Below are 26,434 nucleotides of genomic sequence, written 5' to 3'. Positions count from 1 at the left end.
GCTACTCCATCGCCGCCATAATGGCCCGCGCCAGCGCGCCGAACCGCTGCTCGATCAACGCCGGACTTTCGCAGACATACGCTCCCATTTTGCGCTGCTCCTCGAAGAGGCGCACCCGCCATTGCAGCGCCTCGGCGGCCTTCTTGACGGCTTCGGGGTCAGGCGGCTTCCTGTTCTGCAAATCGTAGAAGGCCTGCGTCTCTTCACGCGTCTTTTCGGCCATGTCCTTCAGACGGCGGCCGAAGCGGTCGAGGCCGGTCACGACGTCCCGCCGTTCGTCGTTCATCCGATCATAAAGCCCGGCGAAGAGAAGCGTCAGGCGCGCCTTGCGATCGCCGCCGGCGTTCTTCGCGAAATCCGCGATGGCTTTCTCGGCCTCTTCGAGCGGCGTACGGCGCGGCGCGATGCGTCCGACGAGGTCGGCGACAGCCGGATCGCTGAGCCATTCCCGCCGCTCCTTGTCGAGCGACGGGCCAGTCCAGACGCCGCCGAGCGCAATCTCCGGCACGCGCACCTGCTTGCAGGGCCAGTCGCCCTGCGAGGTCTGCGCGTCAGCCCACGGGGCCGAGAGACTGGCGGCGAGAATGAGCGCCGCCAAACGCATGGTGAGTTTTTTCAGCATGAGCATCCTTCTATAATGCCTCATGCAGATCATCCCCGTCATCGATATTCGCAACGGCGTCGCCGTACGCGCGGTCGCGGGACGTCGCGCCGATTACCAGCCGCTGGAAACGCCGTGGTCGAAAACCAGCGACCCGCGAGACGTCGCGCGCGGGCTTATGTCGCTTTATCCTTTTGGCGCGCTCTATATCGCAGACCTCGACGCGATCGAAAGGCGCGGCGCAAACGGGGAGATGACGGCGGTCATCGCCGAGACGATCGCCCCGGCGCGCCTGTGGCTCGACGCGGGATGTCGGGGTGACGCGCCGGCGGACCTGGAGGCGATGGTCGCCAATAAGGACATCGTGCTCGGCAGCGAGAGTCTGGAAAGCGTCGATGAGGCCGCGCAGGCAATAGATCGATCGCGCGTGATCCTGTCGCTGGATTTTTCGGACGCGGGGTTCCTTGGCGATCCTCGCCTGCTCTCCGACACGACGCTCTGGCCGGATCGCGTCATCGTCATGACCTTGGCGCGCGTCGGCGCCGGGCAGGGTCCGGACCTCACGCGTCTGCGCGAGATTGCGCGGCGCGCGCCAGGGCGGCGGATCTACGCCGCCGGCGGCGTCCGCGGCCTCGACGATCTCATGGCGCTGCGGGACGCCGGCGCTGCGGGCGCGCTCGTCGCCACCGCGCTGCACGAGCGGCGGCTGACGCCTGACGATCTCGCGACGCTCGGCGCAAAATAAAAGGGGAGCCGCACGGGCTCCCCTATTGTCGCTGCGCCTTCTCCGCCGATCAGTTGGCGGCGAAAGGATGCTTCGCGGTGACGCGCTCCTGGACGACGCGCTGGGCCTTGGGGTCGCCCTTCATCGCGCGGGCGATGGCTTCCTTCGTGGCCTGATAGTTGAAGTCCTGGATCTTCTGGTCGTCGTTCGCGTCCCAGTGGATGAAGACGCCGACGCAGATGAAGAGGTCTTCGGCCTTTTCGAGCGGGATCACGCCCTCGGCGACCGAATCGGCGACGGCCTTGGCGACGCCGTGCTGCGCAGGGCCGAACATCTGGACAGCCTGCTTGGCGTTCTTGATGGTCACCTTGTTGAACATCATGGTGTACGGCTTGACGAGCAGATTCGGCGCGATGACCGCGAGGAGCGTCGTGAAGCCGTCCTTGTTGTTGACGAGGCCGTTGGCGAAGGCCTTCTCGGCGGCGGAGCCGCGCGGACCCATGATCAGGTCGATGTGAGCGACTTCGTTGCCGTCGCCGACGAGCGACTCGCCCACTCCCGTCTTGGCGCTCGAGGAGCCGCCGAAACCGCTCGACGGCTTAGGAAACAGCGCGCCAAGAATCTTCTCGAAGAAAGAAGCCATTTTTTCCATCCCTCCCGGTGCTGTTCGCGTCCAGCGGCGTTTTTTGTTAGCGCACGCGCGGAGCCCACCTGTTTATGCGGACGCCCGAGTTCTGGCGATGCGTCCCGTACGGCTGAACGGGGAGCCGCAACGGCTCCCCGATTTTGCAAACGAGGCGATAACGCCCGAAATCAATTCGGGGCGAAGGGGTGCTTGGCTTCGTTGCGCTTGGCGACGACTTCCGAGGCCTTCGGCTCGCCGCGGACGGCGCGGGCGATGGCTTCCTTCGTGGCCTGATAGTTGTAGTCCTGAATCTTCTTGTCGTCGTTGGCGTCCCAATGGATGAACACGCCGACCGAGATGAACAGGTCGTCGGCTTCCGAAACCGGGATCACGCCCTCGGCGACCGAGTCGGCGACCGCCTTGGCGACGCCGTGCTGCGCCGGGCCGAACATCTGGACGGCCTGCTTGGCGCCCTTGATGGTGACCTTGTTGAAGAGAATCGTGTTCGGCTTGCAGAGCAGGTTCGGCGCGACGACCGCGAGAAGCGTCGTGAAGCCGTCCTTGTTGTTGACGAGCGCGTTGGCGAAGGCGAGCTCAGCGGCCGAACCGCGCGGACCCATGATGAGGTCGATGTGAGCGACTTCGTTGCCCTCGCCGACGAGCGACTCGCCGACCAGCATCTTGTTGATCAAAGCCATGTGCGTTTCCTTTCCAGGTTCCCCCAAGCGCCGCGCGTCATGCGCCGCAGCGCTCCTATCCTTCGTTTTCGGCGTCGGGCTCTTTAGGATTTTGCCCGACCGGTTGGCCAGATAGCCGCGAGAATGCCCCGCGCGGCGCGGACTCAACCATTTTTGCGCGCGCTTGCCAAGATGGACCGAAGAGAATCTGCAAAAAGAACAGCGACAGTCATGTCTGCGCTTGTGCCTGGATTGACACGCTTTTCCTTCAGCTCGCGGTCGAATTCGAGGGCAAGCTCAAAGGCTTCCCCCCGCCCGGCGGCTTCGATCGCCAAAGCTCTTTGCGCCGCCTCCGCGCAAACCGCGCAGGCCGCCGCGACCCCGTATTTGCGGACGATATGGCTATCGGGAAAGGCGGCCAAAAAGGCCATATAGACCTCGAGCGTCGCACGCGGCGCGTCATGGCCGCGGACGCGGGCGCGGGCGAGGGCGGCGAAGCCGGTCTCGAAAATGTCGACGAAGTCGTGGGCGTATTGATAGGCGATGCGGTCGCGCGGCGCGGCGGCGCGCATCGCCTCGAGCAGGGTGGTTTCCGCCGGGCCCGAGACGTCATGCGCCTCTGCTTCGCCGAGACCGGCGGGATTGGCGCGCCGAATGGCGCGGAAGGCCGCGTCGGCGTCGGCGACGTCGAGCGCGGCGAGGACGCGGGCGGTTTCGCCTGCGAGATCGTCGCTGGTCGCCGTCAGCGCCGCCTGCGCCAGCGGCGCGCAGAGCAGGACGATTCCGAGATTGGTGTTCTGGCCGACGGCCGCCCAGGTCGCCTCGACCGCGCCCAGGATGCGCGCGCCGACGCTTGCCTCCGCGGCGGCGATGAACGGCGCGGCGGCGCGGGCGCTCAGGACGAAATCCTGCGCGGCCATTCCATGGCCGGGCGCGAAATGATGGACATTGCCCGGCTTGGGCGCGGCGAGCTCGGCCTCGCAGGCGGCGATGAAGGCCGATGAAATCCTCGTCTCGCTCTCCTTGGCGGCGGAGAGCGGGTCGGGACGAGGGGCGGAAGGAGCGGTCAAACCTTCGTCTCGATGTCTGGAGGCGTGCAAGATGTCGCGTCTCAACGTAACCCTGTTCCCGCGGTGTTGGGAGGAGGAACGCGGGCGCCCGGGACGAAAGCGAGCGCGTCCGCAGCCAGCCTTTCGGCGATCGAGAACGGCGTGATCCGTTGCAGGCCGCTCCAGCCGGGCATGCTGTTGACCTCCAGGACCATGGGCTTTCCGTCGGCGTCCGCGATGAGATCGACGCCGGCCATAATCGTTCCCATCGCCCCGGCGGCTGCAAGCGCCATGTCGCGCTCGATGGGAGTCGGCGTAACCGCGATTGGCCGCGCGCCCTGCCGCACATTGGTGATCCAGTGGCTCGAGCGCCGCTTCATGGCGGCGACGATCTCGCCGCGCGAGACGAGGATGCGCATGTCCTCATAGGGCGGTCGCGCCGGACCGACGAAGCGCTGAAGATAAAAGACGCCGCGCGCCTCTTCAAGCGATGGGACGTCGCGTTCGGTCTCGATGAGACGAAGCCCCCAGCCCTGCGCGCCAAAGAGCGGCTTCATCACCAGCGGCCCTCGCGCGCATTCGCGTCGGGCGAGGGCGCGCGCCTGCGCCAAGGATTGCATCGCAAAAGTCTCGGGCGCGGGGACGCCGGCCCGAGCCAACAGGAAGCTCGCCATGCTTTTGTCGGTGCAGCGCTCGATGGCGCGGGGGCCATTGACGAGCGGGACGCCCAACGCCTCGAGCGCATGCAGCGCGCCGAGCCGCATGGTGATGGCCTCGAGCGAGCCGTCGCCAATGGCGCGCACCACGGCGAGGTCGGGCAGGGCGTGAAAGCCGGGAATCGCGAGGCCGTTGGGGCGCGTCGTGTCGATGCGGCAGGCGGCGAGCCGCACGGCGACCGGCGTCGCGCCCAGCGCGCGGAAGGCCGCGACGGTATGCTCGACATGCCAGTCGAGCTTGTCGGTGAAAATCGCGACGCGCGGCGTCATGGCCGAGACAGAGGTCGTCATCGGCGGGCCTGTCCCGGCTGTCTACGTACTGCGCCCCCGGCGACTAAACGGCGCCAAAGATGCGCGGGGCCGCCACCTTTAACCATGACATTCCGGATCGGCGCGAAGGATGGCCGGGTCAAGCCCGGCCATGACTCGGATAGGCGCGGATACACCGTGTGCGCGCTATCCGCCGAACGACTTGTCGAGCAGCGCCTCGTCGATCTTGCCGGCGCGGAAGGTCTCGCCGGTCTCGACCGCCGTGACCAGCGCTTCCGCCGGCGAGAACAGGCTGCCGTCGATCTTGTAGAAGTCGCCCTTATAGGCTTTGAAGATCTCGGCGAAAGGCTGGCCATAGTCGCGCGAATTGCTGCTCGGCAGCTTTTCGGCGAGTTCCTTCGCCGCCGCCGCCGGTCCTTTCACGAAGAGATGGGCGCGGCCGGCGTAAATGATCGCGTCATTTGTCCGCCCCATGGCCTGGACGAAATCCGGATGCGGGGGCGACAGCGGCGCCGTAGCGATTCCGTCGACGATGTTCTCGAGCGGGAAATGCAGTTCATGCGCCTTGTGCAGCGCGACTTCCAGCACGCGGCCGACGACCTGCACGCTGCCCGCGAGCGACTGCGTCGGCGCATAGACGAAAGCGACCTTGTCGGGCGAGACGTCGGACTTCGACGCGACTTTCTCGACCACTTCCTTGGGCGGCGGCGAGCCGCTCTCGAGCACGATGGTCACGCGGTTGGCGCGGTCCTTGTAGGACAGTTCCTCGAAGAGCTTCTCGACTCGCGCCTGAGCGCGGCCGGGCCCCGAGCCCAGCGCGAAGAATTTCTCATGCTGCAGGCTCCAGCCCGCGTATTGGCTGGCGAGGCAGGCGACGACGGGATCGTTGCTGGAGACCGTGAGCCAGAACGGCCATTTGGACGCGCCGGGCGCCGGCGAAAGCGTGACCTTGCCGAGCCCGCCCATGCAGATTTCGGTGAGCAGCAGCCCGGCGTCGATCCCGCCCGCGGCCTTGGCGCCGGCGTCGATGAGCAGTTCCCCGAGGCTGCCGCGCGAGACGGCGACGCGATATTTCTCGGCGCCGGCGACGAGCCGGTCGACGATCTCGCCTGCGAGAGTGTTCACGCTGGCCGTCGCGCGGCCTGTGTTTTCGCTTGCGCTCACTTGTGGTCCTTCCCTCGTATTGGCCATTGGCTCTACCGGCATTGCCTTCGCCGAACTAGTCTTTGCGAAAACAACCCGCTGGCGCGGGCGGAACTTATCGAGCTTCGCAACGAAACGAAAGCGGCTCTTACAGCGTTATAGACGGTATTAACCTTCGTCACATAGCCGTCATGTCGAGCCTTTAGCGCCGTTGCGGGTCGCAGTGGGGGGCGATTATGGACAATCAGTTTATGGACCGCGCGTCGGCCGCGGCGCAGAAGCGTGTGTCTTCGTGGGATCTCGTCGTCGTCGTCGCCGCGGTCGCGGCGATCGTCTTCGCCAACGTCGGGGTCGTGCGCGCGCTCGATTTGGCGCTGGACGTCTTGCATCGCTGAACGCATCCAATCCGACTGCTATCTATCGGGCCGAACGTATTATTTTGGCTCTCACGCGCTCGCTTGCGTAAAGCGGGCCGCCATTTCTTGGCAGAAACTACCGTCTTTTTGTCATTGCGCGTATTTGCCGCAGGCGAGAAGATCGCGCGATGTCGATTGCCAAATCTCCATTTGACCCAGATCTGCTTTCCCGCGAAAGACGTCCGGATCAATTAAGGCGCGTCCGCAAGATCGGGTTTCTGATCTACGGCGACTTTGAAATTCTCGATCTTTGCGGCCCGCTCGACGCATTCTATTACGCCGACCGGGTCCTCTGCCTCAGGGGACGGGAGAACGAACCCGGTTACCAGATTGTCGTGATCGCCGCGGCCAAAGGCATGGTCACAGCGAAATGCGGCCTGCAGATCGCTGCGCCGCTCGGATGCGCCGACATCGTCGAGGGGCTCGATACGCTCGTCGTCGTTGGCGGCGAGGGGGCGATGGCGGCGAGCGCCGACGTCGAACTCATCGACTGGATCAAGCGCGTGGCGGCGCGCACGCGCCGGCTGGCCTCGATCTGCACCGGCGCTTTCCTTCTCGCCAGCGCCGGTCTGCTCAACAATCGCAGGGTCACCACGCACTGGCTTTACTGCGACGAGCTCGCGCGCGCCTATCCGAAGCTCTGCGTCGATCCCAATCGCATCTTCGTGCGCGACGGCGGGGTCTACACCTCGGGGGGCATTACCGCCGGGATTGATCTCGCGCTGTCGCTCATCGAGGAGGACCTCGGCCGCGAGGTCCCCCGCCAGGTCGCGGGCCTGATGGTCGTGTTTTTGCGCCGTCCCGGCGGCCAGGCGCAATTCAGTCCTTTCTTGGAGGACCCCAACGCCGGATGCCGGGACATCGCCGAGCTCAAGGCCTGGGTTCTCGCCAATTGCCATCTCGACCTCTCCGTCGAACGGCTGGCGGATCAGGCCGCGATGAGTCCGCGCAACTTCGCGCGCCGCTTCCTGTCGGAAACCGGCGTGACCCCCGCGCGCTTCGTCGAGCGCGCCCGCGTCGAGGCGGCGCGGTGCCGGCTCGAACAAACCAGCCTTCCCTTACAGGCGATTGCGCAGGCCTGCGGCTTCGCGACCGTGGATCGCCTGCGCCGCGCCTTCAAACGCCATCTCGACGTGGGGCCGCTCGAATATCGCGACCGTTTTCAATCCAGTTTCTTCGATCACTGGGGGTCGACATGAAAATTTTGTTTTTGACCACTGCGCACAATAGCCTGAGCCAGCGACTGCTGATCGAATTGACCGAGCGGGGTCACGCCATTTCAGTCGCCATCGCCGATAGCGAGAGAGCGATGGTCGACGCGGTCGCGCGCGACAATCCTGATTTGATCGTCGCGCCAATGCTCAAGGCCGCCGTGCCGGAGGCGATCTGGCGGCGTCGCGTCTGCCTCATTGTGCATCCGGGAATCATGGGCGATCGCGGGCCGTCCTCGCTCGACTGGGCCATCATGGAGGGCGCTGAACGCTGGGGCGTCACGGTCCTGCAGGCCGCCGCCGAGATGGACGCTGGACCGATCTGGGCAAGCCATGAGTTTCAATTGCCGCCCGTCGCCGACGCCAAGGGCAGCCTCTACCGCAACGCCGTCACGGAGGCGGCGGTGCGCGGCGTGCTGGAGGCGGTGGAGAAATTCGAATCCGGCCGGTTCCGGCCTCTCCCGCTCGACTATGCGCGGCCCGAGGCGCGGGGGCGCCTGCGCCCGGCGATGACGCAGCGGGACCGCGCGATCGACTGGTCGCGGGACCGAACGGAGACGGTTCTCCGCAAGATGCGCGCGGCCGACAGCGCGCCGGGCGTTTTGGACGAACTTTTCGGCCTGCAGGTTTTCCTTTATGGGGCGCATGGCGAGGACCGGCTGAAGGGCGCGCCCGGCGCCGTCATCGCCAGGCGCGACGGCGCCATCTGCCGCGCGACGGTCGACGGCGCGGTCTGGATCAGCCATTTGAAGCTCAAAAGCGGCGCCCCGGGTCCCGACTGTGGCCACTTCACTCAGGAGGGGGGTTGCGCCTATTGCGAACCGGACTTCTGCCCGGTCTCCGGCGTCAAGCTGCCGGCGGCGCAAATACTCGGGCCGCTGCTCTTCGGCGTTCCAGAGTCGGTGCTGCCGGTCGTGGCCGAGATCGATTATCGCAGCTATCGCGAAATCCGCTATGTCGAGCGGGACGGCGTCGGCCATATCCACTTCGACTTCTACAATGGCGCGATGAGCACGCAGCAGTGCTATCGCCTGTGAGACGCCTTCCTTTTCGCCCGCAGCCGCCCGACTCGCGTCATCGTGCTGCATGGCGGCAGGGACTTCTTCTCGAATGGCATCCATCTCAACATCATCGAGGCGGCCCCCGATCCGGCGCTCGAATCGTGGCGAAATATCAATGCAATCGACGATCTCGTCTGTGAAATCCTCAACACCATGTCTCATATCGTCATCGCGGCGATGACGGGCAACGCCGGCGCCGGCGGGGCGATGCTCGCTCTGGCCGCGGATCGCGTCGTGGCGCGCGAGAGCGTCGTGCTCAATCCGCATTATCGGAGCATGGGCGGGCTTTATGGTTCGGAGTATTGGACCTATGTGCTGCCGAGGCGGGTCGGCTCGGCGCATGCGCAGGAATTGGCGCAGGCCTGCCGTCCCATGGGGACCCGCGAAGCCCTCTCCATCGGCTTCGTCGACGAGGTCGTCGCCGGCGACGCGGAGGCCTTTGTGCGGGGCGTGACGGCGCAGGCCGTCGAAACGGCGCGGCGCGCGGATTTCTGGAGCCTGCTGCGCGACAAGCACGAAAAACGCGTGCGCGACGAGCGCGCCAAGCCGCTCGCCGCCTATCGGGCGGAGGAGCTTGCCCGCATGAAGGCGAATTTCTTCGGACCCGATCCGGCCTATCATCGGGCGCGCGAGAACTTCGTCTTCAAGGGCCGCGCCCGCCCGGCTAAGGCGAAGCCCGCGCCGCGCGCGATCGCCGCGGTCTAGCTGCGCTCGACGAAGTCGAGGGCGACGCCGCCGGCCATTGGCGCGTCGCCTTTTTCCCTGGCGTCGGCGAGGCGGTCGAGGCGGATCAGGGCGAGGCCCTCCTCGCCGACGGCCGAGCCGGTGATCCCAATCTCGATTTCGCCGGCGCGGATGGGTTCGCCCGGCGCCGGCGCGCCGCCGGCGGCGCGATAGGGCGTGACGCGCTTTCGCACCAGATTGCGGTGCTTCATGCGCGAGACGACCTCCTGTCCGACATAGCAGCCCTTCTTGAAGTCGAGGCCGGCGTAAAGGTCCATGTCGGCTTCATGCGGAAAAGCGTCGCTATAGGCGAAGTCGACGCCGCCCTTGGGAACCCCGGCGCGGATGCGGCGCGCTTCGTAATCCTCGGGGGCGCCGGAAGCGGCGATCCGGCCGCTCTCGGCGATCCCGCGCCAGCCCAGCGCCGCCGACCGCGGCTCGGGCGCCAGCGCCAGCATTTCGACCGCCGGAGCCTCGGTCGCGTCCGGAAAGGCGACGGCTTCGAGACTGTCGCTGCGGTTGGCGATCGCGATCTTGGCGCGGAGCTTGTACAGGTTGAGCCGCTTCTCGAGATCTCCCGCGAGCGAAAGCGGACAATCGAGCAGAAAGCGTCCGTCGCCGAGCGCGAAGACGACAAAATCGAACAGAATTTTCCCCTGCGGCGTGAGCAGAGCGGCGAAGCGCGCGTCTCCCGGCGTCAAGCCCGCGACGTCGTTCGTCACGAGATTATGCAGGAACTTCGCCGCGTCTTCGCCGGAAACCTCGATCACGCCGCGGTCCGCCAGCGGAATTGCCGTCGTCATTATCGTCTTTTCCGTTGATTGCGATATCGCGCGCATGCTTGGCGCGCCGCCGACTTGTGCTTATCTTGATCGCAAACTTGCAAGCGGGGCGCCATTCATGCAGCAGAGTTTCGACGTCATCCTCTCCGGCGGCACTCTCGTCAACCAGGACGGCGAGGGACGGCGCGACCTTGGCGTACGCCACGGCAAGATCGCCGAAATCGGCGACCTGTCCCGCGCCGCGGCGGCCGAGCGGATCGACTGCACGGGCCTGCATATCCTGCCTGGAGTCGTCGACACCCAGGTGCATTTTCGCGAGCCGGGCCTTTCCCACAAGGAAGATCTCGAATCGGGGTCGCGCAGCGCCGTCATGGGCGGCGTGACGGCGGTCTTCGAAATGCCGAACACCAACCCGCTCACCGCCGACGCTACGCAGCTTGCCGACAAGGTCGCGCGCGGGACGGGCCGCATGCATTGCGACTTCGCCTTCTGGGTCGGCGGCACGCATCAGAACGCCAAGGATCTTGCCGAGCTGGAGCGCTTGCCGGGGGCCGCGGGCGTCAAGGTTTTCATGGGCTCCTCTACCGGCTCGCTGCTGATCGCGGACGACGCGGGGATCGCCGAGGTGCTGTCGCATACGCGACGGCGCGTCGCCTTTCACAGCGAGGACGAGGAGCGGCTCAACGAACGCAAGAGCCTGCGCGTCGACGGCGATCCGGCGAGCCATCCGGTGTGGCGCGACGTCGAGACGGCGCTGCGATCGACGCGGCGGCTGCTGGCCATTGCGCAAGAGAAGCGCGCGCTCATCCATGTGCTGCATGTCACGACTGCAGAAGAGATCGAGCTGCTCGCCGCGCACAAGGATCTGGCGAGCGTCGAAGTCACGCCCAACCATCTCGTGCTCGACGCCGAAGCCTATGGCCGCATCGGCACGCTCGCGCAGATGAATCCGCCCGTGCGCGAAGCGCGCCATCGCGACGCGCTGTGGGAGGGCTTGCGGCAGGGCGTCGTCGACGTCATCGGCTCCGACCATGCGCCGCATACGCTCGAGGAGAAGGCGCAGCCCTATCCAAAAAGCCCCTCCGGCATGACCGGCGTGCAAACCCTCGTGCCGCTGCTGCTCAACGCGGTGAACGAAGGCCGGCTGACGCTGGCGCGTTTCGTCGATCTGACAAGCGCGGGGCCGTTGCGACTCTTCGGCATGGCGGGGAAGGGGCGCGTCGCCAAAGGCTATGACGCCGATCTCACCATCGTCGATATGAAACGCCGCGAGACCATCCGCAACGAATGGGTGGCGTCGCGCGTCGGCTGGACGCCCTTCCATGGCGTGACGGTCGCCGGCTGGCCGGTGGGCACGATCGTGCGCGGCGCCAAAGTGATGTGGGAGGGCGAACTCGTCACGCCTTCGACCGGACGGCCGGTGCGCTTTCAGGCGGCCTTGTAAGAGGCTTCCTTACGACTCCACGCAGCGCGCATGGGCGCCGGATTTGAGCTCCGTCAGATCGGCGCTTATTTGCAGGCCGTTCGTCACCTTAAGAGTGACAATCGGATTCGAGAAGCCGAAGCGATAGTCGCGTTTCATCGGGTAAGAGCGTCGGTCGCTGGCGACGTAAAAGCAAAAGGAGCTGTATTCGGGATTGGCCAGGCGCGAGATCGAACAGTGAATCTCGTAAGGCAGCGGCGCGCAACGCAACACCACGTCCTTATTGGGGACGTTCCAGTTCGGCGACGCGACCGATCCGGCGAAGGCCGGCGAGGCGAGAAGGAAAAGACAAACGCTGAGACGTCTCATTGCGCGGCTGAACTCCTGCTGACGCAAGCGCGTCGAGCGCGGTTGCATCTCGTTTTCGCCCCTTGAGGCGATCCTACGCCAGCGGGCGCTCAGCCGCTAGCAGCCGCAGCGATAGCCATAGGCGGGATAGGCCGCGCCATAATAGCCATAGGATGGGTGGCCGCCATAGCCCCAATAGCCGTCGCCCGGGTAGGCCGCCGCCCCGGCGATCATGCCGAGCGCCAGTCCGCCGAGCAGGCCGGCCGCCAAGCCGCTCCTTGGGCGTTGGGCGTCGGCTGTCCCTCCCCGATACGCGAGAATCTTTCCGCGTCAATCTTCGCCGAAACCGGAATCGCTTTCGGCTGCACGCGCGCTAAATGCCATGGCTCCCCTTCAAGGAGAGGCGAGATGAACAATCCGAACGAAGCGGCGCGCAACGAAGGCGAAGGCAATCGGACCGCCGCCAAGCAATATAACGACGCCCAACGAAAATTCGTCGAAAGCGGCAAGGTCGAGCCCGCCGCGAAAGACGCCGAACACGCGCTGGAGACGGAAGAAGCCGAGGCGCTGAAGCGCGCCGAGGAAGAGGGCCGCTCGCACGCCAAGCCGCACGAGCAGTCGCGCGAAATTTAATCCTCGCTCCAGAAGTAATGCCACACGCCGTCCGACGCGATTCCGATCCGCGTCGGATGGGGCTTGCCCGCCGCGTTGCTGCGCGCCAGATCGCCAAAGCGCACGCAGGCCCACCGGGCGGGCGAGTCGTCCGGGTTCGTCGGCGGCGCCGGCCGCCGGGCGAAAGCCGGCCACTCGTAGAGCGTGACCGGTCCGCGCGTCATCCGCACGAATGGTTGCGCCAGAATGGCGCGGGCGAGATCCATCGTCTCGCGTCCCTTGCCGTCGAAGGAGAGCTTTTTCAAAATCTCGATCGGATCGGTTCCCGCCGGAAAGCTGCCGCTCTTGGCGAAAAGCGGGCGCACCTCATTCCAGTCGATCGGGACGCGCAACGCCTCCACGTCGTTTTTCTCCAAAGCGGCGAGGATCTTGTTGCGGATGGCCTGGACCGGCGCCGGCAGCGCGGAAAGGTCGGCGGAAGGGTCGGAGACGACGTCGGGCGACGTTTTGCGGGCGCGGGTCATGGGGGCATTTAAGCGCCCCGCCCCGCAAAAGGCGAACAGACAGAGATTTGCTGCTTCGCGCCCGCGTTTTCGCCTGTATAATCAAGAAAAACCGTACCAGGACGGACACCCGTCTCGCCGGAGCGCGAATGGACGATTCTCCCGAAAGCAAGAAGCCCGCGCCAAAGCCCACGGCGCTCGACCAGGCGCTGCGCAAATCCGCGCGCGCCATCCTCGCCGAGCGGCTGTTGCGGCTTGGGGCCGCCCTGGCGACGCTGGCGCTGTTCTTTCTGACGCTCGCCTGGCTCGGCCTGTGGCGCGCGGCCCCGGTCGAGGCGCGCATGGCGGGGGTCGCGCTCTTTAGCTTTGCCGCGCTGTTCGTGATCGCGCACGAGATCGGCCGCGGCTACCCGCGCCGCCGCGCCGCCGCCGCCCGTCTCGACTCGGCGGCGATCGGACCGCTCAAACCCGCCGCCTCGCTCGACGACACGCTCGCGGGCGGAGCCGCCGATCCCGCGACGGCCGCGCTTTGGGCGCTGCATCGCAAGCGTCTCGAGTCGGCGCTCGCCGAAACGCCGGTCCTCGCCCCGCGCCCGCGGCTGCCCGAGCGCGACCCTTACGCGCTGCGGGCCTTCGCGCTCGTCGCCGCGGTGGCGGCGGCCTTCGTCGCGGGCGAGGAGAAGGGAGCGCGGTTGGCTTCGGCTTTCGACTGGCGCGCGCCGCATCGGCTCGCCTCGGCGCAGCGCATCGACGCCTGGTTCGAGCCCCCGGCCTATACGGGCCGCCCGCCGATCGTGCTCTCGCAGGAGAGCGGCACCGTCACGGCGCCGGTGAATTCGACGCTGCGCCTGCGGCCGGCGGACGCTGGCGTCGACGTCAGCGGCGCGCTCGCGCCCGCCGAGAGCCAGGGCGCCCCGGAGCGGGCCTATCGGCTCGCCGGCCCGGCGCGCGTCGATCTGCCGGACGGCCGCCGTTTCGACGTCGAAGCCATCCCCGACCTCCCGCCGCAGATCGCCCTCGACGGACATCCGCGCAACAATGCGCGCGGGACCCTCACCCTCGCCTATCGCCTGGAGGACGACTACGGCGTCGTCAGCGCCGAGGCGGTCTTCAGCCGGAAGGGAACGGGCCGCGCGCTCTACGAGCCGCCTCGCCTGCCCCTCGATCTGCCGGCTGGCGCCGGCGGGCTTGGCGACGGCCGCGCGACACTCGATCTCGCCGACAGCCCCTATGCCGGCGCGGTCGCGACCATGCGCCTCGTCGCCAAAGACGCGGCCGGCAACGAGGGCGCCTCCGAGCCCGTCGAGATCATCTTGCCGCAGCGGCGCTTCACCAAGCCGCTGGCCAAGGCCCTCGTCGAGCAGCGGCGCATCCTCGCGCTCGATCCGGACGCGCGCGCCACCGTCCGCGCCGCGCTGGAGGCGCTCGCTCTTGCGCCGGAGGCCTTCGAGACGCCTTCCAACGTCCATCTCGGCCTGCGCGCGGCGCGCCGCAGCCTCGAGGGGCGTCGCACCGACGACGAGCTGCGCGGCGTCGCCGACATGCTCTGGGCCATGGCGCTCCATCTCGAAGACGGCGGCGCCTCCGAGGCTGAACGCGATCTGCGCGCGGCGGAGCAGGCGCTGCGCGAGGCTATGGCGCGCGGCGACAGCGAGGAGGAAATCGCCAAGCGCACTGAGGAGTTGCGTGCGGCTCTCGAGAAATTCCTCGAGCAGGTCGGCGCCCGGCCCCGATCCGGCGAGACGCCCGAGGCGAGCGCCGACGACCCCGATAGCGTCACGGCCGACGATCTCCAGTCGATGCTCGACGAAATCGAGCAAGCGGCGAAATCCGGCGACATGGCGCAGGCGCAGAAGCTGCTCGACGATCTGCAGGACATCATGGAGAACGCCCAGACCGGCGAGACGAGCAGCGCCGCGAGCGCCGCGCGCAAGGCGCGCCAGCGCGAGATGCAGCGCAGCTTGAGCGAACTCGACCAATTGTCGCGCGAGGAGCAGCAGCTGCGCGACGACACCTTCCAGGGTCTCAAATCCCCGTTGGAGGACCAGAGGGCGGCGCGCGGCGGCGAGCCGAAGCAGGGAGGCGCCGAGGCCGGCGCCGAACGCCAGCGGCAGGAGGCCCTGCGCCAGAAGCTCGAACGCCAGCAGGACGCGCTGAAAGACGACGCCGGCGAGGCGGGCGAAGACCTCGACGACGCCCGCAAGGCGATGAAGGAGGCGGAGCAGGCGCTCGGCCCGGGCGGCGAGGGCCGCGGCAAGGCGGTGGAGGCGCAGGGCCGCGCGGTCGACTCGCTGCGCAAGGGGGCGGGCAAGCTCGCCCAGCAGATGCAGGGCGGTCAGGAAGGCGAAGCCGGCGACGACGGCCAGCAGGGGCAGGGCAAGAGCCGCCGCGCGCGTCACGGGAAGGGACGCGATCCGCTCGGCCGCTCCTCGGGCGGACAGGCCAGCACGCGCGGCAAATATGATCCGCTCGGCCTGCCGCCGGCGCAGCGCGCCCATCGCGTGCAGGAGGAGCTGCGCCGCCGCCTCGGCCAGCCCGAACGCCCGGCCGAGGAGCTCGACTATCTGCAAAGGCTGCTGACGCGATAACGGCCTTGCTCTCGCGCGGGCGCTTGTCTACTTGCTGAGCAAGGACCCGCACAGCCACAAGGCGCATTTTTTCAGGATTGAACCTCCGGGCGCGGAACAGGCGGGAAACAACAGAGGGGAGCCCGGCCTTGCGCTGGAACCGGCTTCCCAAGGGGGCGGAATGTCCAATCTTCTGGTGTTCATCGCGGCGTCGGCGGTGTTTGTCGTGCTGCTCGCGGGCTTTTTCAACATGTTCCGCGGCGGCGAGGGCGCGCCGCAACGCTCCCAGATGCTCATGCGCTGGCGCGTCGGCCTGCAGTTCCTGGCGCTCGCGATCGCGCTGACGGTTCTCTGGTTCCGGGGACGCTGATCCGTGGTCAAGCTCGACAGAATCTACACGCGCGGCGGCGACAAAGGGGCGACCTCGCTCGCAACCGGGGCGCGCCGGCGCAAGGACGACATTCGCGTCGAGGCCTATGGCGCGATCGACGAGACCAATGCGGCGATCGGCGTGGCGCGCCTCGCGATCGAACCGCGCGACGCGTCCCTCGACCAGATGCTGGAGCGCATCCAGAACGATCTTTTCGACCTCGGCGCCGAACTCGCGACGCCGCACGATCCAGAGAAGCCGCTCGATCCCGCCATGCGGCTCGTGATCCTGCCCTCGCAGGTCGAGCGGCTGGAGAAGGAGATCGACGCGCTCAACGCCGGTCTCGCGCCCTTACGGTCCTTCGTGCTGCCCGGCGGGACGGCGGCGGCGGCGCATCTGCACCTGGCGCGCACCATCTGCCGCCGCGCCGAACGCGTGATGGTGACGCTGATGGAGACGGAAGGCGAGGACCTGTCCACAACGGCGCTCGCCTATGTAAATCGTCTCTCCGACTTCCTCTTCGTCGCCTCGCGCCATGTGAACCGCGAGACGGGCGACGTGCTGTGGAAGCCCGGCGCGACGCGGTGAGGCGTCACCTGCCGGCCTTTCCCAGCCAATTGACGACGAGCGGATCGTCTACGGCGCCGGTGACGGTCGTCACCTGCCCATCGGGCGCGACGAGCGCGGTGAAGGGCAATTCGCCGCGCCAGCTTCTGTCGGCCTCGAAATAAAGCTTCTCGACGAAGTCGTCGGCGAAACCGTAATGCGCGGCCTTGCCGAGCCCGGCCTTTTCGAGGCGGGCTTCGGCGCGGGGGCGATCGTCCTCGCCGTCCGTATTCACAAAGATGATGTCGACGCCCTTTTGCGCCTCGAGCATCTTCGCCCATTGCGGGAGTTCGGCGATGCAGGGCGGGCAGGTCACCGACCAGAAGTGGATCACCAACGGCCGCCCTCCATGGGCCTTGACGATCTGTGCGAAAGCGCCGCGGCCATAGGGCTTGAAGTCGAGCGCCGACGCCGGTCCCACGAACGCGACGGCGACCCACAAGGCGACAAAAATAAATCGCCTCATTTCGCGGCGCTCTTTTCGTCGCGCGGAAGCGGCAGCAGTCGATAGCCTTCCTTATGCGTCGCCCAGGAGAGATAGGCGGTCTTCCTGTCGGCGATGAGTTCGGGATGGTCCGAAGCGTCGGCGGTCTCGGCGACGACTTTGGGCGCGCTCCAGCTCTTGCCCCCGTCGCGCGACATCTGCATCGGAATCGTCGTCGTCGTTCCGTCGAACTCCTTCCAGACGCGATAGAGCCGACCCTTGGCGGCGATGACCGCCGGGTGTCCCGGCGCCTTGGCGTCGTCGCCGAATTTCTCCGGCGCGGAAAAGCTCTTCCCGCCGTCGGCGCTCGACGCGAAAAAGAGCCCCTGCCGCTTCTTGCCCTTGGTGAACCAGACGACATGCCAGACGCCATTGGCGTCGATCGCGAGGCTCGGCCCGTGATGCGGGCAGGAGTTGATCGCCCATTCGTCGTCGCTGACGCGCCCGCCGGACAGCGTCGCGCCGTCGGCCGAGAGTTTCGCCGCGTAATGGTCGCGGATATTGCCGTCGAACACCTGCCGCCAGAGGAAGACCGGCAGGCCGTCGCGGTCGACCGCCGAGGACATGCGGCAGCATTCGCAGGCATGGTCGAGCAGGATTTTCTTGCCCGCGAAGGTCTGCCCCTTGTCGTCGGACCAGGCGAAGGCGACGCCGCTGCCTTCGAACTCCTTGCCCTCGGCCTTGGCTTTGAGAAGGTTCGTCTTGTCGAGCCAGCCCGCATAGACGCGGCCCTTGGGCGTCACGACGAAGGTCTCGAAACGCTGGCCGCCTTCGGTCAGCATCGGCTGCGGCGGAGAAAAGCTCTTGCCGCCGTCAGTCGAGCGTGCGGTGAAGATCGTGCCGATCATCTGCTTGTCGGGCCGCGTGGTATAGCTTGCGAGGAGGGTTCCGTCGGCGAGCGGGACGACCTTGGGCCGCGCGTCGCCATGTGAGTCGATGACGCCGTCGCCGATCGTCGCCACGGTCGCCGGCGCCGAGAAGTTTTTGCCGCCGTCGGGGGAACTCGCGACATAGACGGACCTCCCCACCGCAAAGGCGACCCAGAGCGTCCCCTTCTTGTCGAAGGCGGGATTAACCGTCATCGCGCAGGCCGGCTTGGCCTCGCTGCAGGCGGGCGCGGCGTGATGGCTCGCGGCGGCGGGCGCGGGCGGGGGAGCAGCCGGCGCGGACGGCGCCGCCGCCTCTTCGGCCAGACCGGTTGCGGGAACGAGAAGCAAAAACGCGGCGAAGACGCCGGCGCGACGGGAGGGATAATGGCTTAGAGTCATTGTGTTCGTCTCTCGATGCTTCGACGCTTTCAAGCGCTTCTGACCTTTTGGCGGTTTGTCGCCTAGTGGAACTCGAGGGTCTCGATCGCTTCCGGGCGGCGCGCCGGCTGCGCGCGCAGTCCCGAGACAGTCGAGCGCAAAATCAATGGAGGCGCCGGGCGCGTCGAGGAGATCACATAAAGCCCGTCGCGTTGGGCGCTGCGGCGCGCGCGCACGGTCGCGTCGCGATCGGGCGCCGCCTCATAGCGGCGCGTTGTCGCCGGACGGAAGGGAAAGGCGCCGCGGCCGTCGTCCCATTCGAAGCCGCACGCTGGCGTCGCCGCGAAAGAGAGCAGGAGAAGGGCCGCGGACGGTCTCATCCGATCACCGGAATTTGAACGTCTGCCCGACGTCCAGGGAACCCCCCGGCGGCGGCGGCGTCACGACCTCGGACAAAATCTTCTTGACGACGTCGGCATGGGTCGGGCTCGACGTCTTGTCGATCGTCACTTTGGTGATCCTGCCCGAGGGGCCGATGATGAAGCTCGCCACAACTTCGCCCGGGCCGGCCGTATTTTCCTCGGGCGTGTGTTTTGCGATCTCGGCGTAGAGCAGGCTCAGATATTTGCTCTCCGACATGCCGCCGGGGGCGGCGGCTTGCGGCGCCGGCTTCTGGCCGGACGCGGCGGCCGGGGCCGCCGGCGGGGGTTGCTGCGCCGCCGGAGAGGCCGGGGCAGGGGCGGCGGCAGGTTTCGGCGCAAGCGAAGGCGCGGGCGCGGCCGCCGGCGAAGCAGGGGCGGGGACCGCCGGCTTGGGGGGTTCGGCGCGCGCGACGCCGCCAAAGGCGAGCGCGCAAAGAAGCGCGACGCGCCAGCGGGGAAGGGCGTTCATGTTTGTCGCTTTCCGCAAAATAGAGGCGGCGGGTCCAATTAACCCGCCGTCCAAGCGTCAGTGAAAGGCGAAAGCCTGGCTTACGTAAGCAGAGCCGCAGTTTCCGGGCCCGCGCGACGAGGCGACGATGCGCCGCGCCAGCGCCGCGTGAGCGGGCGTGGAGCCGGAGGCCGAGACGCCCGAAATGCCGCCGCCCGCATTGACGTGGAAGGTCACATGGGCGGAGCCGGCGCCGAGGCTCGTCGAGCCCGGCGTGTGCTGACGCAGAGAAGCCGCCACATGGGCGAGGCAGGACGCCTGCGAGGCCCCCGAGCCGCCGCCGGCTTCCGGCGCGCCTGCGCGCCTGCGCGCCTGCGCCTCGCGCCGCTGCTCGGCGCGCTCGACCTGCTTCTGCTCCTCCCGCTTGCGCTCGACCTTTTCGACATCCTCTTTCTTCATGGCGAGCGGGATGGCGTCCGGGGCCATCACAACCGGCGGCGGAAGCGCAATTTCAGGCTGCTCGACGGCGACCGGCGGCGGCGTGTCCTCCGCTGCGCTCACTTCCTCCTGCTCGATGAAATCGCCTTCCTGCACCAGGTCCATGGTGAGGGAGTCGAGCGAGATCGACTTTGGCGCGGGCGCGAACAGGAAGGCGGCGAAAACGGCGAGATGCGCGGCGACAATGGCGGTGGTCGCGACCGGGCGCAGCCAGGGCGGGTTGACCGGCGGGGGACCCGCCGGCTCTTGATCCCGCTGGCCGGCGACCCCGGGCGAAAGCGCGAGATCGGTCATTTCGCCGCCCCTCCCGCTGGAGCCGGAGCCGGAGCTTGAGCCGGAGCCGCGGGCGCGGCGGCCTTGCTCACGGCCGGACCGGTCTTGCTGCGCGAATTGGTCATGATCGCAATGTGGGTGATGCCATGCGTCGCGAGCTTGTCCATCACGGCGACGACCTCGCCGTAGACCGCCTCGGTGTCGCCGCGCACATGCACGACGCGGGTGCGGTCGTCGCCCATCATGGCGTTGATGCCGTCGATGAGCGCGTCCTCGGAAACCGGATCGGCGCCGAGCGAGACCTTGCCGTCCTTGCCGACGGTGACGACGATCGGGTCCTTCTGGTTGATCGGCTGCGCCGCGCTGGCTTGCGGCAGATTGACCTTTACGCCTTTTGCAAGCAGCGGCGCCGTCACCATGAAGATGATGAGCAGCACCAGCATCACGTCGACGAGCGGCGTGACGTTGATGTCGGCGAGCGGCTGGTAGAGGTCGTTATTGTTTTTGAAGCGCGTCGGAAGCCCCATTTATGCGGCCTCCTTCTGCTGGCGGGCGCGGGCCGCGCCGGCGCTCGTCATGCGCAGCGCCTCGTCCTCGATGTAATGGGCGACCTGCTGGCCGGCGCGGGCGAAGGCCGCGCCGATGCGGTTGTAGCCGACCGACGCGGGAATGGCGGCCGCGAGGCCATAGGCGGTGGCGGCGAGCGCCTCGGCGATGCCCGGCGCGACCACCGCAAGGCTCGTGTCCTGCGACTGGGCGATGCCGGCGAAGCTCGTCATGATGCCCCAGACGGTTCCAAACAGGCCGACGAAAGGCGCGACGGAGGAGATGACCGCGAGGTTGGGCAGGCCGCCTTCCGCCTTGGTGAGAAATTCGCGCGCCGCGCGGCTCATGTTCTCGGCGACGCGCTCGCGCTTGTCGCCCACGGTCTCGTCCGGAATGTCGAGGGCGAAAGCCTCGCGGCCCGCCTCCGCAACCGGCTCGAGCACGCCGATCGGCCGACCGGCGCGGGCCTCGCGGGCCGCCTTGCCGATGCGCAGAACGGCGACGGTCGCTTCTATGATGAGAACCCAGGTCCAGATCGAGGCGAGGAGCAGCGACGCCATGACGACCTTGCCCACCGGGCCGGCGTTGAGGAACATGGCGAGCGGGGAAAGCGAGGTATGATCCATAGAACTCACTCATTCTTCTATCGAGACGCGCGCGCGAACCTGCGACAGCAGGCGTCTTCTTTTGATTTTTAGTTATGATCAAGACGCGAAAGGCGCCTCTGACCGGCCATTTTAACCGCATGCAGCCGCTGGGCCAGCGTTACGGGCCGCCGATCGGAAAAATTCCAAATTAGCTTCGCGGCGGCGCCCTTGCGCCATGTGCGGAATGAAAGGCGACGCTCTCCGGCTCATAGGCCGTCGCGGCGAGAAGCTGGATGCGCGTCGGCGCGCGATTCGGCGCAACGGGCGTCGCCAGCCTGTGCGGCAGCACGGCCGCCGCGGAATGCGCCGCGAGGCAGCAGGGACACTGATGCTTCGTCGAGTCCTGCCCGTGCCGCGCTTTTTCGCCAATCGAGTCGGCGCGCTGCGTCATGTGACGCTTGAAGCAGGCGAAAAGCCCGCCATGCGCCGCAGCGTTGTTTTTGAAGATTAAATCAGTTGCGTTCGCGGCTGCGGCGCCTGACGCCGAGACGCTGAACATCAGCCCCCACACCGCGATGACCGCGATGACGGCGCGTATCCTGCGGCTGATGTGGCGCAACTGTGACATAAAAGTCTCTTAGTTGATTTTTTAATCTTTGACAACGCGCGACGGCTTGGACCCGTGGTCATTCGACGGCAAAGTCTCGCGGTCGATGTCGAGTCGCGCAGAAATGCGTTCGCGCGATTTTGGGGACGACGGGGTCTCAACCGGACGACGAATGCGCAAGAGGCTACTCGCATCGCTGATTGTCTGTGTCGCTTTGCTGACACAGCTCGGCGCGTCCTTCGCGGGCGCCGCGGCGGCGCGTGACGGCTTTGTCTTCTGCCATCGCCAGATTGTCGCCGCGCAGGCTTCGGCTCCCGCAGACGTCAAGGGCGCCCCGGCGCAGGCGCCGTTGGGCGCTGACCACGCAAGCTGTTCGCTCTGTCAGCTCGGCTTCAGCGTCATTAGTGGCGAGCCGCCCTATTTCCTGGCGCAGGCGCTCCGCTTTTACCTGCGCGTCGCTTTCGTCGAGCGCGACGCTCCCGCGCCCCGTTCCGCCATTAATCTGAATGCGCCTGCCCGCGCGCCGCCTTCCGCAGTCTGATTCCAGCGAAAAATCAAGGCCAAGCGCCAAATCAGACGCGCCGCCCCGTTCGGCGCCCGCGGAAGGACTCGAACAAAATGTCCCGTTATTTTCTGTTGCGCGGCGTCTCCGCCGGCGCATTGTCTCTCGTCGTCCTGTCGCCAGCCATGGCGACCCACAATCTTCCGACGATCGACGTCGGCGGCCAGCGCCGCGCCGCGGTCAACCGCGGCCCGGCGCGCCCCGCCGGCCCGGCCGTCGCGCAGCCCGGCGTGAGCCCGGGGCCCGCGGTCCCGGTCGCGCCCTCGCCCGTCGTCTCGCGCTGGTCGCCGACGCTTCCCGACGGGAGGCCGGCCTTCGTCGAGAAATGGCAGCTTCCCAATACGGTCGCGAGCGTCACGCGCCAGCAGATCGAGCGGAAGATCAATATCGTCGACACCGAAGACGCGGTTCGGTACATGCCCAGCCTGTTCGTGCGCAAACGCAATGTCGGCGACACGCAGGCGGTGCTGCAGACCCGCACCTGGGGCGTCGGCTCCTCGGCCCGCAGCCTGGTTTACGCCGATGATCTCCTGCTTACCGCGTTGATCGGCAACGATAACACCATCGGCGCCCCGCGCTGGGGCCTCGTCGCGCCGGAAGAAATCGAGCGCGTCGACTTCCTCTACGGACCCTTCGCGGCGCAATATCCGGGCAACTCCATCGGCGGCGTGCTGAAAATCACGACGCGCATGCCGGAGAAGCTCGAAGTCTCGGTGAAAGACACGGTGGCGATCCAGGATTTCCACCTGTGGGGCACGAACAAGACCCTCGTCAATAATGTGACGAGCATGTTCGTCGGCAACAAGATCGGCGACTTCTCCTACACGATCTCCGGCAACTGGCAGCGCGGCTCGCAGCAGCCGCTCACCTATACGACGACGCCGGCGCTGATCCCCGGCTCGTACATCATGAGCAACGTCTACGGCACGACCTTCGCCAACGTCCTCGGCTCGGGCGGCAATCTCAACAACGATCAGGTCAACGCCAAACTCAAACTCGCCTACGACTTCACCAACACGATCCGCGGCACCTACACTTTCGCCTTCTGGTCCAACGACGGCACGTCCTATCCGGAGAACTATCTCGTTCCCGGCTACGGCGCCAATTGGGGCCCGACGTCCAGCTTCCTGGGCACGGCGGCGCTGCAGAACTTCGCGAGCGCCTATTACCGGGTGCAGGAGAAGATCATGGTGAACGCCGCCGCGGTCAGATCGAACAGCGGCGGTCCGTTCGACTTCGAGGTTTCGGCGTCGAATTTCACTTATCTTCAGTCCGATCAGGTCTCGCCCTTCTCGGCGACGCCGCCGGCCGGCTTTACGCTCAACGGCCGCGACTCAGTGTTTACGGGCACCTATTGGACGCTCTTCGACGCCAAGGGCATCGCCCGTCCGCCGGAAGGTCCGCTCCAGGGCCACGACATCAGCTTCGGCGTGCACGGCGACCAGTTCCACCTCAACAACCCGGTCTGGCTGACCTCCAACTGGGCGTCGGGGCTCGGCGCCAATACGGGGACCGCCGCCTCCATCGCGCAGGGCACCACCCGCACGCAGGCGCTGTGGGCGCAGGACGCCATCAAGCTGCGCGAGGATCTCAAGTTCACGGCCGGCATCCGCGGCGAAGTGTGGCAGGCGTCGAACGGCTATAATCAGTCGGCCAACATCAACGCTTTCGGCACAAATCTTACCGGCGCGCTCAGCACCAGGCTGCCGATCTATCAGCCCAACCAATACAGCACGCGCTTCTCGCCCAAGGGCTCGCTCGAATATTTCTACGACGATCACTGGACCGTTCGGGGCTCGATCGGCATGGCCAATCGCTTCCCGACCGTGCGCGAACTCTATAATCTGGCGACCATCACCAACACGGGACAGGTGACCAATCCCAATCCCAATCTGCGCCCCGAGAATGCGATCAGCTCCGAGCTCGCGATCGAGCGCAGGATCGGGCCGGACGGCACCGCGCGCGTGTCTTTCTTCGACGAGCAGGTGCGCGACGCGATCATCAGCCAGGTGACCGTCGTCCCCGGAACGGCGATCACCGCTTCGACGCCGACGAATGTGCAGCGCATTCGCAACAGCGGCGTCGAAGTCGCGTTTCAGAAAGACAATGTTCTTCTAAGGGGGCTGGAGGTGCTCGGCAGCGCGACCTGGCTCAACTCGCGCATCATCGCCAATCCGACCTGGATCCCGAGCGCCGCCAACGCCGAAATTCCCTGGGCGACCTCGGTGGCGGGCAAGAATGTGCCGAACGTGCCGAACTGGCGCGGGACGCTGGCGATCACCTATCGGCCGGACGACCGCTGGTCCTTTACGGTCGCCGGGCGCTATCAGAGCAAGCTGTGGCGCACCATGGCGAACAATGACCGCGCCTATGGGATCTACTTCGCCTTCGATCCCTTCTTCGTCGTCGACACCAAGATCAACTACAAGTGGAGCGATCGGTTCTCCTTCGACTTCGGCATCGACAACGTCAACAACTACAAATACTTCCTGTTCCACCCGTTCCCGCAGCGGACCTATTATTTCGCCGCGAAATATGAGTTCGGGCGGGATAAGAAAGGCGCGCCGGGCATTTTCTTCACCGGCGACGAGGGTGGCCTGCCGGACGTCTCGACCTGGTTCCAGCCGGTGGCCTTCAACTGGAATTGATCTAACGAAAAAAGCCCGGGAGCACGCTCCCGGGCTTTCTGACGAGTCGGTGCGGGCTGCCCCCCGCATGCTTCGAGACGCCGGCTGCGCAGGCCTCCTCATGCTTCGAGACGCCGCCTTTGGCGGCTCCTCAGCATGAGGGGCTTTTTTCTCCAGGGTCGAGACCCTTACCTTAGGCCTCATCCTGAGGAGCGCGCGAGGCGCGCGTCTCGAAGGACGAGGCCGCCTCGCAATTTTGGGCCCGGGCGAAAACGCCCGGGCCCTTTATTGCGCGACGCTTCCGTCAGTGCGACAGCGATTTCACGATCGCCTCGACGGTCTTCTTGGCGTCGCCGAACAGCATCATCGTATTGGGGCGGAAGAAGAGCTCGTTCTCCACGCCCGCATAGCCCGAGCCCATGCCGCGCTTGAGAAAGAGGACCGTCTTCGCCCTTTCGACGTCGAGGATCGGCATGCCGTAAATCGCCGAGGACTTGTCGGTCTTCGCCGCCGGGTTGGTGACGTCATTGGCGCCGATGACGAAAGCCACGTCCGCCTGGCCGAATTCCGAATTGATGTCCTCGAGCTCGAAGACCTCGTCATAGGGCACATTGGCTTCGGCGAGCAGCACGTTCATATGGCCCGGCATGCGGCCAGCGACCGGATGGATCGCGTAGCTGACCTCGACGCCTTCCTTCTTGAGCAGGTCCGCCATTTCCCGCAGGGCATGCTGGGCTTGCGCCACCGCCATGCCGTACCCCGGCACGATGATGATCTTGCCGGCGTTCTGCATGATATAGGCGGCGTCCTCCGCCGAGCCCTGCTTGACGTTGCGCGTCTCCTTGGCCCCGCCGCCGACCACCGTCTCGCCGCCGAAGCCGCCGAGGATCACCGAGATGAAGCTGCGGTTCATCCCCTTGCACATGATGTAGGAGAGGATTGCGCCCGAGGAGCCGACCAGCGCGCCGGTAATGATGAGCGCGAGGTTGCCCAATGTGAAGCCGATGCCCGCCGCCGCCCAGCCCGAATAGGAGTTGAGCATGGAGACGACGACCGGCATGTCGGCGCCGCCGATCGGAATGATGAGCGTTACGCCGAGCACGAAGGAGACGAGGATCAGCGCCAGGAGCCAGAGGCCGGATTCCGTGGTCACGAACAACAGGATCAGCGCCACGAGGCCAACGCCGAGCATGATGTTGATCGTGTGGCGCTCGGGCAGCAGGATCGGCTTGCCGCTCATGCGCTCGGAGAGCTTGAGAAAGGCGATGATCGATCCGGTAAAGGTGATCGCGCCGATCGCCGCGCCGAGCGACATTTCGAAGAGGCTGCCGCCCTCGATATGGCCCGGCGCGCCAATGCCGAAGGCCTGCGGCGCGAAAAAGGCGCTGCCCGCCACCAGCACGGCGGCGAGGCCGACGAGCGAATGGAAGAAGGCGACGAGTTCCGGCATCGCCGTCATCGGCACGCGCTGCGCCACATAGGCGCCGAGCCCGCCGCCCGCCCCCGCCCCGATCAGGATCAGCACGAGGCCGAAGAGCGGCGGCAGATGCAGGAGCAGCGTCGTGGCCACGGCGACGGCCATGCCGATCATGCCGTAGCGATTGCCCTCTCGGGACGTCGCGGGCGAGGAGAGGCCGCGCAGCGCGAGGATGAACAGCACGCCGGCGACGAGATAGAGAAGGGCTGCGATATTCGCGCTCATGCCG

The 26,434-nt window shown here is 66.7% G+C and carries 30 protein-coding genes and 1 pseudogene; 12 read left to right on the top strand and 19 right to left on the bottom strand.

What is annotated here, in order from left to right; genetic code table 11:
* Nucleotide 1: 1 nt before the first annotated feature.
* Complete coding sequence (locus RVU70_RS06550; protein ID WP_363350277.1) at nt 2-622, bottom strand: hypothetical protein; 621 nt, start codon at nt 620-622, stop codon at nt 2-4.
* A gap of 22 nt (nt 623-644) precedes the next feature.
* On the opposite strand from RVU70_RS06550, the gene RVU70_RS06545 reads away from it, so the two are divergent.
* Entirely contained in the window at nt 645-1,346 is a 702-nt protein-coding gene (locus tag RVU70_RS06545) for a HisA/HisF-related TIM barrel protein (RefSeq protein WP_363350276.1), read from the top strand.
* A gap of 49 nt (nt 1,347-1,395) precedes the next feature.
* On the opposite strand, the gene fae (RVU70_RS06540) is transcribed toward RVU70_RS06545, so the two are convergent.
* From fae (RVU70_RS06540) to mch, 5 genes are all read right to left on the bottom strand, one after another.
* The gene (fae, locus tag RVU70_RS06540) at nt 1,396-1,968 is read right to left on the bottom strand and encodes a formaldehyde-activating enzyme (protein WP_341104055.1); all 573 of its coding nucleotides are present in this window, start codon (nt 1,966-1,968) and stop codon (nt 1,396-1,398) included.
* A 170-nt stretch (nt 1,969-2,138) separates the two neighbouring features.
* Nucleotides 2,139-2,648: a formaldehyde-activating enzyme gene (fae, locus tag RVU70_RS06535; RefSeq protein WP_341104053.1), complete on the bottom strand. Its 510-nt coding sequence runs from the start codon at nt 2,646-2,648 to the stop codon at nt 2,139-2,141.
* A gap of 143 nt (nt 2,649-2,791) precedes the next feature.
* Nucleotides 2,792-3,697 (bottom strand): triphosphoribosyl-dephospho-CoA synthase, encoded by a 906-nt coding sequence (locus RVU70_RS06530; RefSeq protein WP_363350275.1) that lies wholly within the window; start codon nt 3,695-3,697, stop codon nt 2,792-2,794.
* 41 nt (nt 3,698-3,738) lie between these two features.
* Entirely contained in the window at nt 3,739-4,683 is a 945-nt protein-coding gene (locus RVU70_RS06525) for a RimK family alpha-L-glutamate ligase (RefSeq protein ID WP_363350274.1), read from the bottom strand.
* Between the two features lie 165 nt (nt 4,684-4,848).
* Nucleotides 4,849-5,826, bottom strand: coding sequence for a methenyltetrahydromethanopterin cyclohydrolase (mch, locus tag RVU70_RS06520; protein WP_363350273.1), 978 nt, complete (start codon nt 5,824-5,826; stop codon nt 4,849-4,851).
* Between the two features lie 215 nt (nt 5,827-6,041).
* Between mch and RVU70_RS06515 the strand changes: the two genes are divergently transcribed.
* From RVU70_RS06515 to RVU70_RS06500, 4 genes and pseudogenes are all read left to right on the top strand, one after another.
* Nucleotides 6,042-6,200, top strand: a complete 159-nt coding sequence (locus RVU70_RS06515; protein ID WP_363350272.1) for a hypothetical protein — start codon at nt 6,042-6,044, stop codon at nt 6,198-6,200.
* Nucleotides 6,201-6,349: 149 nt separating this feature from the next.
* Complete coding sequence (locus RVU70_RS06510) at nt 6,350-7,420, top strand: GlxA family transcriptional regulator (protein WP_363350271.1); 1,071 nt, start codon at nt 6,350-6,352, stop codon at nt 7,418-7,420.
* Complete coding sequence (locus tag RVU70_RS06505; protein ID WP_363350270.1) at nt 7,417-8,469, top strand: formyltransferase family protein; 1,053 nt, start codon at nt 7,417-7,419, stop codon at nt 8,467-8,469. The genes RVU70_RS06510 and RVU70_RS06505 overlap by 4 nt, the downstream gene beginning before the upstream one ends.
* Nucleotides 8,470-8,505: 36 nt before the next feature.
* Nucleotides 8,506-9,198, top strand: a pseudogene (locus RVU70_RS06500) (enoyl-CoA hydratase-related protein); the annotation flags it as partial.
* Here the strand turns inward: RVU70_RS06500 and RVU70_RS06495 are convergent.
* Nucleotides 9,195-10,019 carry a folate-binding protein gene (locus RVU70_RS06495; protein ID WP_363350268.1) on the bottom strand — a complete coding sequence of 275 codons (825 nt, stop codon included), beginning with the start codon at nt 10,017-10,019 and terminating at the stop codon, nt 9,195-9,197. The pseudogene RVU70_RS06500 and the gene RVU70_RS06495 sit on opposite strands and share 4 nt — an antisense overlap.
* Before the next feature lie 97 nt (nt 10,020-10,116).
* On the opposite strand from RVU70_RS06495, the gene RVU70_RS06490 reads away from it, so the two are divergent.
* Entirely contained in the window at nt 10,117-11,442 is a 1,326-nt protein-coding gene (locus RVU70_RS06490) for a dihydroorotase (protein ID WP_363350267.1), read from the top strand.
* A 9-nt stretch (nt 11,443-11,451) separates the two neighbouring features.
* Here RVU70_RS06490 and RVU70_RS06485 read toward each other — a convergent pair whose 3' ends face one another.
* Both RVU70_RS06485 and RVU70_RS06480 read right to left on the bottom strand, forming a co-directional pair.
* A complete protein-coding gene (locus tag RVU70_RS06485) occupies nt 11,452-11,790 on the bottom strand; it encodes a hypothetical protein (RefSeq protein ID WP_363350266.1) in 339 nt (112 codons plus the stop codon).
* 96 nt (nt 11,791-11,886) lie between these two features.
* A complete protein-coding gene (locus tag RVU70_RS06480; protein ID WP_363350265.1) occupies nt 11,887-12,039 on the bottom strand; it encodes a hypothetical protein in 153 nt (50 codons plus the stop codon).
* Nucleotides 12,040-12,177: 138 nt separating this feature from the next.
* Here RVU70_RS06480 and RVU70_RS06475 point away from each other — a divergent pair, with 138 nt between their 5' ends.
* Complete coding sequence (locus tag RVU70_RS06475) at nt 12,178-12,402, top strand: hypothetical protein (protein WP_363350264.1); 225 nt, start codon at nt 12,178-12,180, stop codon at nt 12,400-12,402.
* On the opposite strand, the gene RVU70_RS06470 is transcribed toward RVU70_RS06475, so the two are convergent.
* A complete protein-coding gene (locus tag RVU70_RS06470; RefSeq protein ID WP_363350263.1) occupies nt 12,399-12,905 on the bottom strand; it encodes a hypothetical protein in 507 nt (168 codons plus the stop codon). The genes RVU70_RS06475 and RVU70_RS06470 overlap by 4 nt on opposite strands.
* A 128-nt stretch (nt 12,906-13,033) precedes the next feature.
* Between RVU70_RS06470 and RVU70_RS06465 the strand changes: the two genes are divergently transcribed.
* The 3 genes from RVU70_RS06465 (at nt 13,034) to RVU70_RS06455 (ending at nt 16,409) form a co-directional block, all read left to right on the top strand.
* Nucleotides 13,034-15,472, top strand: coding sequence for a TIGR02302 family protein (locus RVU70_RS06465; protein ID WP_363350262.1), 2,439 nt, complete (start codon nt 13,034-13,036; stop codon nt 15,470-15,472).
* Between the two features lie 160 nt (nt 15,473-15,632).
* Entirely contained in the window at nt 15,633-15,821 is a 189-nt protein-coding gene (locus RVU70_RS06460; protein ID WP_363350260.1) for a twin transmembrane helix small protein, read from the top strand.
* 3 nt (nt 15,822-15,824) lie between these two features.
* The gene (locus RVU70_RS06455; protein WP_363350259.1) at nt 15,825-16,409 is read left to right on the top strand and encodes a cob(I)yrinic acid a,c-diamide adenosyltransferase; all 585 of its coding nucleotides are present in this window, start codon (nt 15,825-15,827) and stop codon (nt 16,407-16,409) included.
* Between the two features lie 4 nt (nt 16,410-16,413).
* Here the strand turns inward: RVU70_RS06455 and RVU70_RS06450 are convergent, their stop codons facing one another.
* From RVU70_RS06450 to RVU70_RS06415, 8 genes are all read right to left on the bottom strand, one after another.
* Nucleotides 16,414-16,893: a TlpA disulfide reductase family protein gene (locus tag RVU70_RS06450; protein WP_363350258.1), complete on the bottom strand. Its 480-nt coding sequence runs from the start codon at nt 16,891-16,893 to the stop codon at nt 16,414-16,416.
* Nucleotides 16,890-18,179: a sialidase family protein gene (locus RVU70_RS06445; protein ID WP_363350257.1), complete on the bottom strand. Its 1,290-nt coding sequence runs from the start codon at nt 18,177-18,179 to the stop codon at nt 16,890-16,892. The genes RVU70_RS06450 and RVU70_RS06445 overlap by 4 nt, the downstream gene beginning before the upstream one ends.
* Before the next feature lie 62 nt (nt 18,180-18,241).
* A complete protein-coding gene (locus tag RVU70_RS06440; protein ID WP_363350256.1) occupies nt 18,242-18,538 on the bottom strand; it encodes a hypothetical protein in 297 nt (98 codons plus the stop codon).
* Nucleotides 18,539-18,542: 4 nt separating this feature from the next.
* A complete protein-coding gene (locus RVU70_RS06435; protein WP_363350255.1) occupies nt 18,543-19,049 on the bottom strand; it encodes an energy transducer TonB in 507 nt (168 codons plus the stop codon).
* A gap of 57 nt (nt 19,050-19,106) precedes the next feature.
* On the bottom strand, nt 19,107-19,820 hold the full coding sequence (locus tag RVU70_RS06430) for an energy transducer TonB (RefSeq protein WP_363350254.1): 714 nt from the start codon (nt 19,818-19,820) through the stop codon (nt 19,107-19,109).
* Entirely contained in the window at nt 19,817-20,326 is a 510-nt protein-coding gene (locus RVU70_RS06425; protein ID WP_363350253.1) for a biopolymer transporter ExbD, read from the bottom strand. The genes RVU70_RS06430 and RVU70_RS06425 overlap by 4 nt, the downstream gene beginning before the upstream one ends.
* Entirely contained in the window at nt 20,327-20,971 is a 645-nt protein-coding gene (locus RVU70_RS06420) for a MotA/TolQ/ExbB proton channel family protein (RefSeq protein WP_363350252.1), read from the bottom strand.
* A gap of 169 nt (nt 20,972-21,140) precedes the next feature.
* Nucleotides 21,141-21,560, bottom strand: a complete 420-nt coding sequence (locus RVU70_RS06415; protein WP_363350251.1) for a DUF2946 family protein — start codon at nt 21,558-21,560, stop codon at nt 21,141-21,143.
* A gap of 151 nt (nt 21,561-21,711) precedes the next feature.
* On the opposite strand from RVU70_RS06415, the gene RVU70_RS06410 reads away from it, so the two are divergent.
* Together RVU70_RS06410 and RVU70_RS06405 are read left to right on the top strand one after the other, a co-directional pair.
* The gene (locus tag RVU70_RS06410; protein ID WP_363350250.1) at nt 21,712-22,080 is read left to right on the top strand and encodes a hypothetical protein; all 369 of its coding nucleotides are present in this window, start codon (nt 21,712-21,714) and stop codon (nt 22,078-22,080) included.
* A 77-nt stretch (nt 22,081-22,157) separates the two neighbouring features.
* Entirely contained in the window at nt 22,158-24,749 is a 2,592-nt protein-coding gene (locus tag RVU70_RS06405; protein ID WP_363350249.1) for a TonB-dependent receptor domain-containing protein, read from the top strand.
* A 283-nt stretch (nt 24,750-25,032) separates the two neighbouring features.
* Here the strand turns inward: RVU70_RS06405 and RVU70_RS06400 are convergent, their stop codons facing one another.
* The gene (locus tag RVU70_RS06400) at nt 25,033-26,430 is read right to left on the bottom strand and encodes an NAD(P)(+) transhydrogenase (Re/Si-specific) subunit beta (RefSeq protein ID WP_363350248.1); all 1,398 of its coding nucleotides are present in this window, start codon (nt 26,428-26,430) and stop codon (nt 25,033-25,035) included.
* Nucleotides 26,431-26,434 lie beyond the last annotated feature (4 nt).

This window comes from Methylocystis echinoides (assembly GCF_040687965.1).
Taxonomy (GTDB): Bacteria; Pseudomonadota; Alphaproteobacteria; order Rhizobiales; family Beijerinckiaceae; genus Methylocystis; species Methylocystis echinoides_A.
Note: the sequence above shows the minus strand (reverse complement) of the source record. Positions and strands in the feature narration are given on the sequence as shown.